The organism is Janthinobacterium sp. GW821-FHT03C08 (genome assembly GCF_059420905.1).
Genome location: NZ_JBWKUP010000007.1, coordinates 165,850 through 178,934 on the forward strand (window position 1 = coordinate 165,850; position 13,085 = coordinate 178,934).

General features: G+C 66.1%; 12 protein-coding genes. 3 read left to right on the plus strand and 9 right to left on the minus strand.

Features of this window, described 5'->3' with window-relative positions:
- Nucleotides 1-117: 117 nt before the first annotated feature.
- The 4 genes from fdhD to AC07VL_RS11695 form a co-directional block, all read right to left on the minus strand.
- Nucleotides 118-936 carry a formate dehydrogenase accessory sulfurtransferase FdhD gene (fdhD, locus tag AC07VL_RS11680; RefSeq protein WP_494805984.1) on the minus strand — a complete coding sequence of 273 codons (819 nt, stop codon included), beginning with the start codon at nt 934-936 and terminating at the stop codon, nt 118-120.
- Between the two features lie 90 nt (nt 937-1,026).
- Nucleotides 1,027-1,716, minus strand: a complete 690-nt coding sequence (locus AC07VL_RS11685; protein ID WP_494805985.1) for a hypothetical protein — start codon at nt 1,714-1,716, stop codon at nt 1,027-1,029.
- 93 nt (nt 1,717-1,809) lie between these two features.
- Nucleotides 1,810-3,267, minus strand: a complete 1,458-nt coding sequence (locus AC07VL_RS11690) for a Ppx/GppA phosphatase family protein (RefSeq protein ID WP_494806125.1) — start codon at nt 3,265-3,267, stop codon at nt 1,810-1,812.
- Nucleotides 3,268-3,434: 167 nt separating this feature from the next.
- Nucleotides 3,435-4,520, minus strand: a complete 1,086-nt coding sequence (locus AC07VL_RS11695) for a calcium:cation antiporter (RefSeq protein ID WP_494805986.1) — start codon at nt 4,518-4,520, stop codon at nt 3,435-3,437.
- A 277-nt stretch (nt 4,521-4,797) separates the two neighbouring features.
- Between AC07VL_RS11695 and AC07VL_RS11700 the strand changes: the two genes are divergently transcribed.
- The gene (locus tag AC07VL_RS11700; protein WP_494805987.1) at nt 4,798-5,160 is read left to right on the plus strand and encodes a hypothetical protein; all 363 of its coding nucleotides are present in this window, start codon (nt 4,798-4,800) and stop codon (nt 5,158-5,160) included.
- A 5-nt stretch (nt 5,161-5,165) separates the two neighbouring features.
- Here the strand turns inward: AC07VL_RS11700 and AC07VL_RS11705 are convergent, their stop codons facing one another.
- Together AC07VL_RS11705 and AC07VL_RS11710 are read right to left on the minus strand one after the other, a co-directional pair.
- Nucleotides 5,166-6,317: a GGDEF domain-containing protein gene (locus tag AC07VL_RS11705; protein ID WP_300755372.1), complete on the minus strand. Its 1,152-nt coding sequence runs from the start codon at nt 6,315-6,317 to the stop codon at nt 5,166-5,168.
- Between the two features lie 37 nt (nt 6,318-6,354).
- Complete coding sequence (locus AC07VL_RS11710) at nt 6,355-6,630, minus strand: hypothetical protein (RefSeq protein WP_494805988.1); 276 nt, start codon at nt 6,628-6,630, stop codon at nt 6,355-6,357.
- Nucleotides 6,631-6,845: 215 nt separating this feature from the next.
- Between AC07VL_RS11710 and AC07VL_RS11715 the strand changes: the two genes are divergently transcribed.
- Together AC07VL_RS11715 and AC07VL_RS11720 are read left to right on the plus strand one after the other, a co-directional pair.
- A complete protein-coding gene (locus AC07VL_RS11715; RefSeq protein WP_494805989.1) occupies nt 6,846-7,619 on the plus strand; it encodes a spermine/spermidine synthase domain-containing protein in 774 nt (257 codons plus the stop codon).
- 150 nt (nt 7,620-7,769) lie between these two features.
- Nucleotides 7,770-10,646: a bifunctional diguanylate cyclase/phosphodiesterase gene (locus AC07VL_RS11720; RefSeq protein ID WP_494805990.1), complete on the plus strand. Its 2,877-nt coding sequence runs from the start codon at nt 7,770-7,772 to the stop codon at nt 10,644-10,646.
- A gap of 154 nt (nt 10,647-10,800) precedes the next feature.
- On the opposite strand, the gene AC07VL_RS11725 is transcribed toward AC07VL_RS11720, so the two are convergent.
- From AC07VL_RS11725 to AC07VL_RS11735, 3 genes are all read right to left on the minus strand, one after another.
- Nucleotides 10,801-11,043, minus strand: coding sequence for a hypothetical protein (locus tag AC07VL_RS11725; RefSeq protein WP_494805991.1), 243 nt, complete (start codon nt 11,041-11,043; stop codon nt 10,801-10,803).
- On the minus strand, nt 11,027-12,091 hold the full coding sequence (locus tag AC07VL_RS11730) for an MORN repeat-containing protein (protein WP_494805992.1): 1,065 nt from the start codon (nt 12,089-12,091) through the stop codon (nt 11,027-11,029). The genes AC07VL_RS11725 and AC07VL_RS11730 overlap by 17 nt, the downstream gene beginning before the upstream one ends.
- A 79-nt stretch (nt 12,092-12,170) precedes the next feature.
- A complete protein-coding gene (locus tag AC07VL_RS11735; protein WP_494805993.1) occupies nt 12,171-13,052 on the minus strand; it encodes a LysR substrate-binding domain-containing protein in 882 nt (293 codons plus the stop codon).
- Between the last annotated feature and the right edge of the window lie 33 nt (nt 13,053-13,085).

Below are 13,085 nucleotides of genomic sequence, written 5' to 3' on the forward strand. Positions count from 1 at the left end.
CTTGCCTAATATGTCAGGAAAATGACAGCCGAATGTCATTTCCATGACGCAAGTCAATACCAGGGGGAGAGCGTGCCGAATTACCACACTCATGCGCGCCGCCAGTGAACACCGCGCTTACAGGACGATGCCGGGCGTGTAGTCGACGAAGGCATCCTGGCGGCAGAAGCCCACCAGCTTCATGCCCGCCTGGGTGGCGATACTGATGGCCAGCGAACTGGGAGCGGAAATGGTCGCCAGCAGGGGAATGCGCATGCGCGCGGCCTTGCGCGCCAGCTCGTAGCTGCCGCGGCTCGACAGAAAGGCAAAACCGCGCCGCATGTCGACGCCGTTCAAGGCCAGGTGGCCGATCAGCTTGTCCAGGCCGTTGTGGCGGCCGATATCCTCGAACACCCGCACGATGGCACCGTCGGGCGCGCACCACGCGGCCGCGTGCACGCCGCCCGTGGCCTGCATCAGCGCCTGGTGCTCGCGCAGGCCGGCGGCTGCGCGCGCCAGCGCGGCGGGCAGGTCGACGCGGATCAGCGACGGCGGCAGCGCTTCCGGCTGCAGGTCGAGCATCTCGATGCTGTCGATGCCGCACACGCCGCAGCCGCTGCGCCCCGTCAGCGCGCGGCGGCGGTCCTTCAGGCGCACGAAGTCTTCCTGGGCGATGGTCAGCGCCACTTCGGCGGAATCGGGACGCAGGAACACTTCGCAGTCGAAGATGGCGGCGGCGGACGTGACCACGCCTTCCGTCAGCGCAAAGCCGTAGGCAAACGCTTCCAGGTCGCGCGGGGTGGCCATCATGACGACGTGGGAAATACCATTGAAGACCAGCGCGACGGGGATTTCCTCGGCGACGCGGTCGATGGCGGGAAGGGCATCGCCCGCGCGGTGGCGGACGATGGCGCGCTCGACGAAGCCGGCGCGTTCGGCATGAATATCTTCTGACATGGCAACCATGGGGGAACTAGTACAGGCCCCATGGTAAACCAGAACGGCGAAGCGGGCGGCAGTCCGTGCGGGACCGCCCTGCCCGCGCCATCAATCCTTCTTCGGACGGCCCGTTTTCAGCTGCGGCAAGCCGGCCAGCACGTTTTGCAGGGTCGCCAGGTCGATCTGGCTGATCAGCGCCACGCCGATGCGCAGCAATTCGCTTTTCTTGATCTCGAAGCCGGCTTTCAGGCAGGCTTTCTTGACCTGGCCCAATACTTCATATTCTGCTTCCGGCATGGTGAAGCTGTCGCGCACCAGTTTCGGCTTGCGGGCTTTTTCCTTCACGGCGGCGACCTTGGCGGCAGGCGCCTTTTTCGCGACGGCCGGCTTGGCGGCGGCTTTGGCCACGGGCTTGGCCGCAGCTTTCGCTGCCGGCTTGGCGGCGGCGGCCTTGACGGCTGGCTTGGCGGCAGCTTTCGCGGCTGGCTTGGTGGCCGCCTTGGCGACCGGCTTGGCGACCGGCTTGGCGGCCGGTTTGACCACTGCGGCCTTGGCCGCCGGCTTGGCCACTGCAGCCTTGGCGGCGGCAGGCTTGGCGGCGGCGGGCTTGGCGGCGGCGGGCTTGGCGGCCACAGGCTTGGCGGCGGCTTTTGCCAGCGGCTTGGCGGCCGGCTTCACGGCAGGTGCAGCCTTGGCGGCCGGTGCGGTCTTGGCCGCTGCCGCGTTAATCGAAGCGCTGGTGGGGAACATCGAGACGGGCGCGCTGTCGGCTTTTTTTGCTGGGACGGGTTTGGTCATGGCTTTTCCAATCTAATAAATAATATAAACAATATATACTGTTTTTTGAAACCTTGCTTGCAGCACATCAAGTCATGCGCATGGCACGACCTGTCAGGCACTGGCGCGGATGGTGAAATCCACCCCGACCTCATCCCAGAATTCCTGTTCCTTCTCGATCCAGAACGACACGGTGGGATGGTGCGCCACCCAGCCGCGCTTGATGTCGAGTTCGATGCGGCTCTTCATGCGCAGCCGCAATTCGCTGAAATCGGCCTCGATGCGTGCATGCATGAGCAGGATCGACAGGCGCAGCGCCAGCACGGCCTTGGCAAAATCCGGGTCGGACAGCACTTCGCCGATCTTGCGCAGGTTGCCCTTCTGCGCCAGGATCAGCCGGCTCATGGTCTTCTGCTCGCGCGTGGTAAAGCCGGGCAAGTCCGCATTTTCCACGATATAGGCCGCGTGCTTGTGGTAGCCCGTCTGCGACACGGCCAGGCCCACCTCGTGCAGCAGGCTGCTCCAGCGCAGGCACTTCACCAGCGCCTCGGAAGTGGGCTTGAGCTGGGCGTACATGGCCAGCGCCTGCTCGGCGACCCGTCCGGCGCGCTGCTGGTCGATATGGAATTTGTCCATGCAGCCCTGCACCGACTGCTCGCGGCGGTCGCGCTTGGTCGAGCGCAGGTACAGGTCCCACATCACGCCCATGCGCAGGCCCGCCTCGATGGGCGTCATGACGGGAATGTCGAGTTCGCGGAACAGGCCGATCAGGATGGCCAGGCCGCCGACGATGGTGCTGGCGCGGTCGGGCCGCAGGCCGGGCATGTCGATGCGGCTGGTGTGGCCCAGTTCGATGAAGCGCCGCGCCAGCGCATCGAGGCTGGCGCTCGTCAACAGGCCGTCGCCCAGCTTGTTGCGGGCGATGATGTCGGCGATCGTGCGGATGGTGCCGGACGAGCCGTAGGCCGTCTTCCAGTACTGCGGATGGTACGGTGGCGCCGCATCCTCGAAATGGCTGCGCGCCGACAGGATGGCCGCTTCGAAGGACGGCGCGTCGATGCGCCCGCCGATGAAGAACGACAGGCTTTGCTTGACGGTGCCCAGGCTGAAGGATTCCACCCGCTCGATATCGTGGCCGCGGCCCAGTATCAGTTCGGTGGAGCCGCCGCCGATGTCCATCACCAGACGGCGTTCGCCGGGGATGGCCAGCGAGTTGGCCACGCCCATGTAGATCAGGCGCCCCTCTTCCTCGCCCGAGATGATCTCGATCGGGTAGCCGATGGCCTGTTCGGCCAGCGGCAGGAAGACGGCGCCATTGCGCGCCACGCGCATGGCCGACGTGGCCACCACGCGCACGGCATCGAGCTCGAAGCCGGCCAGGATGGCGCGAAAGCGCTGCAGGCAGGCCAGCGCCGCCTGCATGGCCGCCTCGGTCAGGTCGCCACTGGCATCGAGGCCGGCGGCCAGGCGGATCGGGTCGCGCACGCTCTTGACGACGCGTATCGTGTCGCCATCGTGGCGGCCGACGTGTAAACGAAAACTGTTGGACCCCAGGTCCACCGCTGCATACATACTGACCTCTTGTCTTGTCATTGCCGTGCCAACCGCTGAAAAATTATCAAACTGAGTTGGCAAACTATATAAATCATTTAAACGATTTAAAAATCCTACCACACTACCCCCATCGTATGACAGCAGCGTGACAGGATTGTGACAAAACGGCGACCGCCAGTTGCGGCCTACGGCACGATGGTGGTGAACAGGTAGACGGCGAAAATCACCAGGTGCACGGTGCCCTGCATGACCGTGGTGCGGCCCGTGCCCAGCGACAGGGTGGCCACCATCAGCGAGAGCAGCAGCAGGACTGTCGATTTGATATCCAGTCCCAGCGTGATGGTCAGGCCCGTGGCCAGCGACACCACCACCACGGCGGGTATCGTCAGGCCGATGCTGGCCAGGGCGGAGCCGAGCGCCAGGTTCAGGCTCGTTTGCAGACGGTTGGCGCGGGCCGCGCGCACGGCGGCCAGGCCTTCGGGCAGCAGCACGATGGCGGCGATGACGATGCCGACCAGGGTTTTCGGCGCCCCCATGGCGGCAATCGCCGTCTCCAGCGCGGGCGCCAGCGACTTGGCCAGCAGCACCACGGCGCCCAGGCAGACCAGCAAGGCGCCGGCGCTGATCCAGGCGACGGTGGGCGTGGGCGGCGCGGCATGCACTTCCTCGTCGCCCACGGCTTCCTTGGGCAGGAAGTAATCGCGGTGACGCACCGTCTGCACCAGCACGAAGGTGCCGTACAGGACCAGCGAGATCACGGCGATGAAGATCAGCTGGCTGGAATTGTAGTACGGGCCGGCCGCGCTGGAGGTGTAGTTCGGCAGTACCAGGGTCAGGATGGCGATGGCCGCCAGGGTGGCCAGCGAGGCGCTCACGCCCAGCAAGCCGAAGCTCTGCTCGCGGTGGCGCCCGGCGCCCAGCAGCAGGCAGATGCCGACGATGCCGTTCAGGATGATCATGATGGCGGCAAACACGGTGTCGCGCGCCAGGCCCGTCGTTTCCGGCCCGCCCGCCAGCATCAGCGAGACGATCAGCGCCACCTCGATGAGGGTCACGGCCAGCGCCAGCACCAGGGTGCCGTACGGCTCGCCGATGCGGTGGGCGACCACTTCCGCGTGATACACGGCGGCCAGCACGCTGCCGATCAGGCCGGCGACGAGCAGGATCTGGTAAAAGCCGCCGACGTTGAAGGTGGAGCCGAACAGGAACAGCCAGCCGGCGACCGGCGCGGCAAGGGGCCATACAGGCAGGGATTTGAGACTTTTCATCATGGGCCTTGCAAGAGTAAGAAAGAGGGGTGCGGTGCGGACGGCACGCGGGGGCAAGCGACCGCCCCATAGCATAACTTGCTTAGCTTAAATGAAAGTTAGGGTATTCACATGTCGGCGGCAGATGCCCGGCGCCCAGGAAAACTTGCTGCGGCGCACCTGCCCCTTACCCATAACTATAGTCCCTTTGGTAACATGCGGTTGCAATTTTCTTGTCTTTTTGCTTGCGGACACCGTCATACTGCGGGGCACGCCTTCCCGGCATGACCAAGGAGCAAGCATGATTTCAGCAGGTAGCGCAGTCGCGCGCACGGTATTGTTCGCTTTCGCGGGCAGCTTGCTGTGCGCCGCCGCCCAGGCGCGCGAAGCGACGCCGGCCGCACACCCGGGCACAGCGCCGGCGCAGCACGTGGACGCGAACTGGGCCACCCCGCCGGCGCCGGCCGCCTCCCGGTGGCAGGACAGCCTGCCGCCCGCGCCGCCGGTGGCGCCGCGCGAGGAAAAAATCCTGCCCAGGAGTGAATGGCTGAGCGTGGAACCGATGAAGGCGCCGGACCGGCGCTGCGATCCCGGCCTCGATGCCCTGTTCCTCAGCAAGGAATGCGGCAAGGAACCCAGCTGGCTGGGTTCGCCCAAGAAATAAGCGGCTTACACGTCCAGCGTGCTCGCGCCCGGCGCCTCGGCCACCTGGTTGCGGCCCGCCTGCTTGGCCGCCTGCAGCGCTTCGTCGGCCCGCTTGAACAGGCTGACGGTGCTGTCCTCGGCGCGGATGGTGGTCACGCCCAGGCTGGCCGTCAGCTGCAGCACGGCGCGTTCCGTCTTGACGGGCAGCGCTTCGACGGCGGCGCGGATGCGCTCGGCCACCATCAGCGCATCGGCCAGGGTCGTGCGCGGCAGCTGGATGGCGAATTCGGCGCCGCCCAGGCGCCCCATCAGGTCGCTGTCGCGCAATTGCTGGCGGCAGGTATCGACGATGGCCTTGAGCACCGCATCGCCCACCGGATGGCCGTAGCTGTCGTTGACGCGCTTGAAATGGTCGATATTGAGCACCACCAGCGCCGTCGGCAGGCCGGGCCGGCGCGCCAGCGCCATCCACGGCGCCAGCGCCTGGTAAAAGCCGCGCCTGTTCGGCACGCCCGTGGCCGCGTCGATCACTTCCAGGCGCGCCAGTTCGCTGCCCAGCTTTTCGCGCGACAGCAGCAGGTAGCCGAAGGCATTCGTCAGCATCATCAGGTACAGCGCACCGAAGCCGGCCAGCTGCATCAGTTCCGCGTCAAAACCGGGCACGGTGGCGGCCAGCACGCCGCGCGCCGCGATCAGCAGCGACAGGATGCCCATGCTGACGACGAGGAAGCGGCGCAGCATGCTCGCCTCGCGCCACTTCAGGCACAGCGCGGCCACGCCGCCCAGGAAGAAGCCGGCCACGATCAGCGAACCGCCCGCGCTGCGCAGCAGCGGCGCCACGTCGAACACGTAGCAAGTGGCGAACAGCGCGAGCGCGCCGCCCAGCGCCGGCAGCACGGTGCGGCGCCAGCCGCTGCGCCCGGCCGCCTGCCACAGCGCGCCGGCGTCCAGCGCCATGCCGGCAAACAGCAGGCTGTTGCCCAGCAAGATGGAGAGGAAGTCGGGCAGCACGCCGCGGAAATACAGCAGGCACCAGGCCACGGCCTGGCATTGCTTGGCCACCGCCCAGGTGGACATGCTGAGCGACTTCTTGCGCTCGTATTCGAAGAAGAACAGGGCCGCGCACAGGCTCAGGTTGCCGAGCGCCAGGGCCAGTACCAGGGTCTTGATATCCATGGGCTACGCCATCGCCGCGCCGGCGCGGCAGCTGCTGTCAGATTTCGTGTTCGACATTGGTGCTGCCGTCGCCGACCTTGCTGGCCCAGGCCTGCACGAAATACTGCTTTTCCAGTGCGCTGGGCGCTTCATGCCAGAAAACGATGAGAGTGCCCTTGTGATCGTGGATCTGCGCCACTTTTTCAATGAAACCGACATTGCCGGCCTGGTCGGCCAGCGCCGCCGCGTAACCATACACGCGCGTCAGCCGTTCGATGCGGTCGGGTTCGGTAAAGCTATTCGTGGCCGTAATGATGGGGTGATCCAAAAACATGCGTATCTCCATGGTGCCCGTCTGCGCGGCCTTGCCGCCGCCAGCCGTAGTTGCCTCGCGCCGTGCCCGCAAGGGCGCGTCAAACGGCAGGTGGCCAGCCCGCCGCGCTATTGCGCACACGGTGTGCGGATTATAATCGGGTATGCTCTCGGGAGCTTATCAGATTTCTCTGAATGCAACAAAACATCCACCCACGCAATGCAGTGACCTCATCCATGCCGCATCCCCCGCCCGCCCCCTTGCCGCCGCCCCAGGTCCATACCTGCGGCGACCGCCGCCGCCTGGAATTCCAGCCCGGCATGGTCCAGAGCGAAATGCTGCTGTCGCGCCCCGACCACCTCTTGCTGCGCTATGCGCGCGCCATGATGTGCTTTACCCTGTTCGTGCCGCGTCCGCGGCATATCCTGATGGTGGGACTGGGCGGCGGCTCGCTGCTGAAATTCTGCCATCGCCACCTGCCCGAGGCGCGCATCACCGTGCTGGAACTGCGCGCCGACGTGATCGCCCTGCGCGGCCAGTTCATGCTGCCGCCCGACGACGCGCGCCTGCGCATCATCGAGACGGACGCCGTCAGCTACATCCGCCAGCATCCGGGCTGCGCCGACGTGCTGCTGCTCGACGGCTACGACGAGACGGGCTTGCCGCCCGCCCTGGGCAGCGCGCGCTTCTATGCGGACTGCCTGCGCGCCCTGCTGCCCGGCGGCGTGCTCGTCGCCAACCTGTTCAGCTATGACGAGCACTACCCCGCCATGCTGGAGCGCCTGATGCTGACCTTCCGCGGCGCCGTGTGCAGCTTCGACGGCATCGCCGGCAACAACCGCATCATCTTCGCCGCCAAGCCGGAGCGGCGCGGCGACGGCCGCGCCATGCGCGCCGTGCGCCTGGTGCGCTGGCGCCGCGCGGCCGGCCTGGCCTTCCTGAACCGCCTGCTGCCCGCATGGCAGCTGTGGCGCCTGCGCCGCCTGTCGGGCGCAGCCAGCGACGGATAGTCATTCTTCATGGGCAAGTATATTGTTGCTTATTAGCAGCGATCTGGTGCAAAATTCGCATGATGGATATGATTTATGACAAACTACGGCCTGCGCGGGCCGGCAGGTGCTGCCGAGCAATTGTATCCATGAAGTGAGATAGGAAACCCCATGTTGCGTGGCCGCCTGCCATTGTCGATTTCCGCCGCGGCCGCATTGACCCTGGCCTGCGGCGTCAGCGTGACGGCCGTGCTGTTCGCGGCCATCAGCCAGCTCGAATACGACAAGATGAGCCTGAGCCTGCAGCAGCGCGCCGGCGCCCGCGTGGCGGCCATCGAGCAGGGACTCGATGACGCGGTGGAAGTGCTGACCACCACCAACCAGCTGTTTGCCGCCGTCGTGCCCGTCACGCGCGCGCAGTTCCACGATTTCACCACGCCGCTGCTGCAGCGCCACCCCTTCATCCAGGCCTTCAACTTCCACCGCTTCGTGCCGCACGCGCAGCGCGCCGCCGTCGAAGCGGAACTGCGCAGCGTCGTGCCCGACTACGTCATGACGGAAATGCGCGACGGCGTCATCGTGCCCGCGGCCACGCATGCCAGCTACCTGGTGGTCGACTACCTCGAGCCGCTGCAGGGCAACCGTCCCGCCTTCGGCCTGAACGTGCGCCCGGACGGCTTGCTGGCCGGCGCGCTGGAGCAGGCCATCGTCAGCGGCCAGACCACCGCCACCGGCCTGCTGGCCCTGGCGCAGGGACCGCAGCGGGGTTTCGTCATCCTGCGCCCCGTGTACCGCCACGGCCTGCCCTTGCAGACGGTAGCGCAGCGGCGCGCGGCGCTGATCGGCGACACGGCCGCCATCATCCGCGCCAGCGAACTGGTGGAAAAAATCCTGGCCGGCGCCGACCTGCTGGGCGATCCGCAGCTGGAAGTGAGCGTGTATGCGGACGCGGGCGCCGATCCCCGCCAGCTGATCTTCCAGCACGGCCTGGCGGCGGGCGAACAGCCCGACAGCGCCTGGAAATCGCTGCCGCCGTGGCTGCAATTTGCCTACCACAGCCACTACGACCGGGCCTTTTCGTCGGCTGGCCGGCCATGGCACGTGCGCGTGGTGGCCCATCCGCGCCCCTTCCTGGCCGATCACATGGGTTCGCTGTTCACCCTCATCGCCGGCTTGCTGTTCAGCTTGCTGACGGCCGCCTTCGTGCAATCGCTGACGCAGCGCTCGCGCCGCGTGCAGCTGCTGGTGGAGCAGCGCACGGCCGACCTCAAGCGCAGCAATGAACTGCTCAGCGCCGACGTGCGCGCGCGCCAGCGCACCGAGCGGGCGCTGCAGGAAAGCGAAAAGCGCTTCCGCCGCCTGCTGGCCCTCTCCTCGGACTGGTACTGGGAGCAGGACGTCAACTTCTGCTTCACCCACATCACCAGCGGGTTTACGGACAAGTCGAACATGCCGCTGGAACGCTTCATCGGCATGACGCGCTGGGACAACAACCCGGACATGCGCAACTCGCGCTGGGGCAAGCAGCATATCGCCAACCTGGAAGCGCACCTGCCCTTCGCCAACCTCGAATACGCGATGCACGACCGCGACGGCAAGCTGCGCTGGTTCAGCATCAATGGCGAGCCGCTGTTCAACGAGCTGGGCGAGTTCCGCGGCTACCGGGGCACGGGCTCGGAAATCACGGAACGCAAGCTGGCCGAGCAACAGATCCAGCATATCGCCCACCATGACGTGCTGACGGGCCTGCCCAACCGCGCCCTGCTGCGCGACCGCCTGACGCAGGCCATGGCCCTGTCGCGCCGCAAGAACCGCGCCCTGTGGGTGCTGTTGATCGACCTCGACCGTTTCAAGTTCGTCAACGACAGCCTGGGCCACAAGGCGGGCGACCTGCTGCTGAAGACCATCGCCATGCGCCTGCAGGCCAGCCTGCGCGAAAGCGATACCGTGGCGCGCCTGTCGGGCGACGAATTCGTCGCCATCCTGTGCGAACAGGCCGATGAAATCCTCAGCAGCGCCATCGTGCAGCGCGTGATGGACGCCGTGGCACAGCCGGTATTGCTCGACGGCAAGGAATTTTTCGTCACCTGCAGCATCGGCGTGGCCGTCTACGACATGTCGCGCTACGACGCCCCCGGCGACGTGACCCTGCATGGCGAGACGCAGAACCTGATCGAACAGGCGGACATCGCCATGTACTGCGCCAAGAAGCAGGGCCGCAACAACATCAAGTTCTACACGACGGCCATGAACCAGGCCACCCTGGAGCGCCTGCGCATCGAAACGGCGCTGCGCAACGCGCTCGAACGGGAACAGTTCGTGCTGCATTACCAGCCGCAGGTGGACCTGGCCAGCGGCCGCATCGTCGGCGTGGAAGCGCTGCTGCGCTGGCAGCACCCGGACCTGGGCATGGTGGCGCCGCAGCGCTTCATCGCGCTGGCCGAGGATACGGGCCTGATCGTGCCGATCGGCGCCTGGGTCATGCGCCAGGCCTGCGCGCAGATGCAGGCCTGGCATGCGGCGGGACTGGGACCGCTGCGCCTGGCCGTGAACCTGTCGGCGCGCCAGTTCAACGAACCGAACCTGGTGGCCTCGATCGGCGAGGTGCTGGCCGCGACGGGCCTGGCGCCGGCCTGCCTGGAACTGGAACTGACGGAAAGCCTGTTCATGCACGACGTGGCGCTGGCCGTCAGCCAGCTGCACGACATGAAGGCGCTGGGGGTGCAGCTGTCGATCGACGATTTCGGCACCGGCTATTCCAGCTTTGCCTACCTGCGCACCTTCCCCATCGACGTGCTGAAGATCGACCGCAGTTTTGTCGGCGACGTGGCGCGCGACGCGGACGATGCGGCCATCGTCGTCTCCATCATCGCGCTGGCGCACAATTTGAAGCTGCGCGTGGTGGCCGAGGGCGTGGAAACGGCGCAGCAGCTCGATTACCTGCGCCAGCATGGCTGCGACGAGGCGCAGGGTTATTATTTCAGCCATCCGCTGCCGGCGCAGGAAGTGGAGCTGCTGCTGGGCAGCGAAACCGTCACCGCCGCGTAGAGCGGACAGAAATAATCCCCAGCGCGTGGGGATGATGGGTATTGCAAGCGACGGCAGCAGCTTATTTCCGGCTCAGACTATCCAGCAAGGCGTAGGCGATGATGGAGTCGCCCACGTCGGGCGCATGGCTCATGCCGCCTGCCGAGATGGCGACTTACTGCTTGCCGGTCGCCGGCGACTTGCAGACCAGCGGCGCCGCCACGGCACCCACGGGCAGGCGCGCCTTCCACACCTCCTTGCCCGTGGCCGAATCGAGCGCCCGCAGAGAGTTATCCTGCGTGCCGGCGCAGAAGATGAGGCCGGACGCCGTCGACGTCGGGCCGCCGAGGGTCGGCATGCCCAGCGGGATCGGCAAGTGCGCCTGGATGCCCAGCGGGCCGTCAGCCGGTAAAGGCATAGCTGAAAGCCACCGCCATCGCGCACGGCTGCCCGCCGCAACGGCCCGGCGTATATTTGGCCAGCATGAGCATGGATGCCACCAGGTTCCCCACCTGGCTGCTCGGCATTTTCAGCAGCGCGACGCTTTGCGGCACGCCCTGTTCGTCGATGCTGACTATCGCAAGCACTTCGCCGAGCCGGTCCATCTGCCGGATCAGGTTGCTCAGGTTGCGTGACAGCTCGCCATGGCCAAATGCCGGATAGGGCGGCACGTCATCCTCCTGCAGCAAGGGATAGTCGTGTTTCACCAGCCGTTGCTGATCCGGCGTCAGCGCCGCATAGGATTTTTCGGGCGGCACGATATAGCCGGTCGCGGCCACGTCGAACAGGTGCGATCCCACCGGCGGTTCCGCATGTTTCGCCCGGTACTGCTGGGTCGATGGCGGCGCGACTTCATTCCCTGTCAGCAGGAAACTGCCGTTGAAACGTCCTTTCAGCACCTGCCCGTTGGGATACAGGATTTCTCCGTCGCCATCTGGCCTGCCGTGGTGCCACTGCCCCCTGTAGCTGCCGCCCAGCGCGAATACCTTGGTGCCGCTGCCTTCCGGCCAGCCGGCGTGGTCCCCGCCGCCTTGCCAGCCGCCTTCGTAGCGGTCGCCGCCGGGCGAGAAAAACTTGACGTTGCCCACCACGCGGCCATGCTCGAAGGTCCCTGCCAGCTTGCCCTGGTTCGCAAACACGATGACGCCCGCGCCATGCAACTGGCCATTGCGGTAGGTGCCGTCATGCAGGCTGCCGTCGGCCCATTGCGCGATGCCGGCACCGTCCGGCATGCCCTTGCTCAGATTGCCCTCGTAGCGTTCCGTCTCCTTGCCGGCCTTGCTCCATTGCAAAGCGCCGGGACCGCTGGCATAGCCATCCTTGCAAGCACCGTTCCAGTCGGGCGTGTGGCCTGCCACCCGGGGAGGCTGGACGACGCGGCACCCCTCCTTGCCCGCATAGACGGGCTCGGCAGCACCGGCGAATCCGCTGCACAGCAGCACAACGACAGCAAGGTATGTTTTCATGCGATATCCGAATAGTTAAAATTACAACCTTAACATTCTTCCTTCGGAGAAATATACGTGCTTTGTCACGCGGCGGACTTTACAGCTTCTGCTGCAGGAATTCGAGGAAACAGCTGATGCGCTGCGCCAGCTGCGTGTTGCGGTAATACACGGCGTGGATCTGCTGGCGGTAGCCCGTATAGAACGGCTGCAGCACCTGCACCAGGCGGCCCGCGGCGATGTCGTCCCGCGTCATGAAGTCGGACAGGCAGACGATGCCCTGGTCGTGCAGGGCCAGCTGGCGCAGGGTTTCGCCGCTGGAGGCGGCCAGCGCGGGCACGATCTGCAGGCTGTTGCCCGCCTCGTGGCGCAGCGGCCACTGATTGCCCGGTTCGTACTGCGCAAAGCCCAGCAGCGCGTGGCCGGACAGTTCTTCCGGCGTGGCGGGCGTGCCATGGCGCGCCAGGTAGGCGGGTGTGGCCAGCACGTGCAGGGGGCTGGCACTGAGGGCGCGCGCATGCAGGGTCGAGTCGACCAGGGCGCCGATGCGGATGGCGATATCCGTGCGGTGCTCGAGCAGGTCGGCGATCTGGTCATTGCTGGTCAGCTCCAGGCGGATCTCCGGGTACATGGCGCGAAATTCCGCCACGTGGGGCACCACGCAGTGCAGCATGAAGGGCGAGGCGGCGTCGATGGACAGGCGGCCAGCCGGTTTCTGGCGGCGGATGCGGATCGATTCCTCCACGTCTTCCATCGAGGCGAGGATGGCGCGCGCCTTGTCCAGGAACAGCTGGCCCTCTTCCGTCAGCTCCATGCGCCGCGTGGTGCGCGTCAGCAGCGAGGTGGCCAGCTTGTCTTCCAGGCGCGACAGGGCGCGGCTCACGCCCGAGGTGGTTTGTCCCAGGTGCACGGCGGCGGCGCTCAGGGTGCCGCTGTCGATGACGGTGACGAAGATTTTCAGGTCGTCCGAATTGATGTCCATTCATGCCTTATTCTTGCTTTTGCTTCACATATC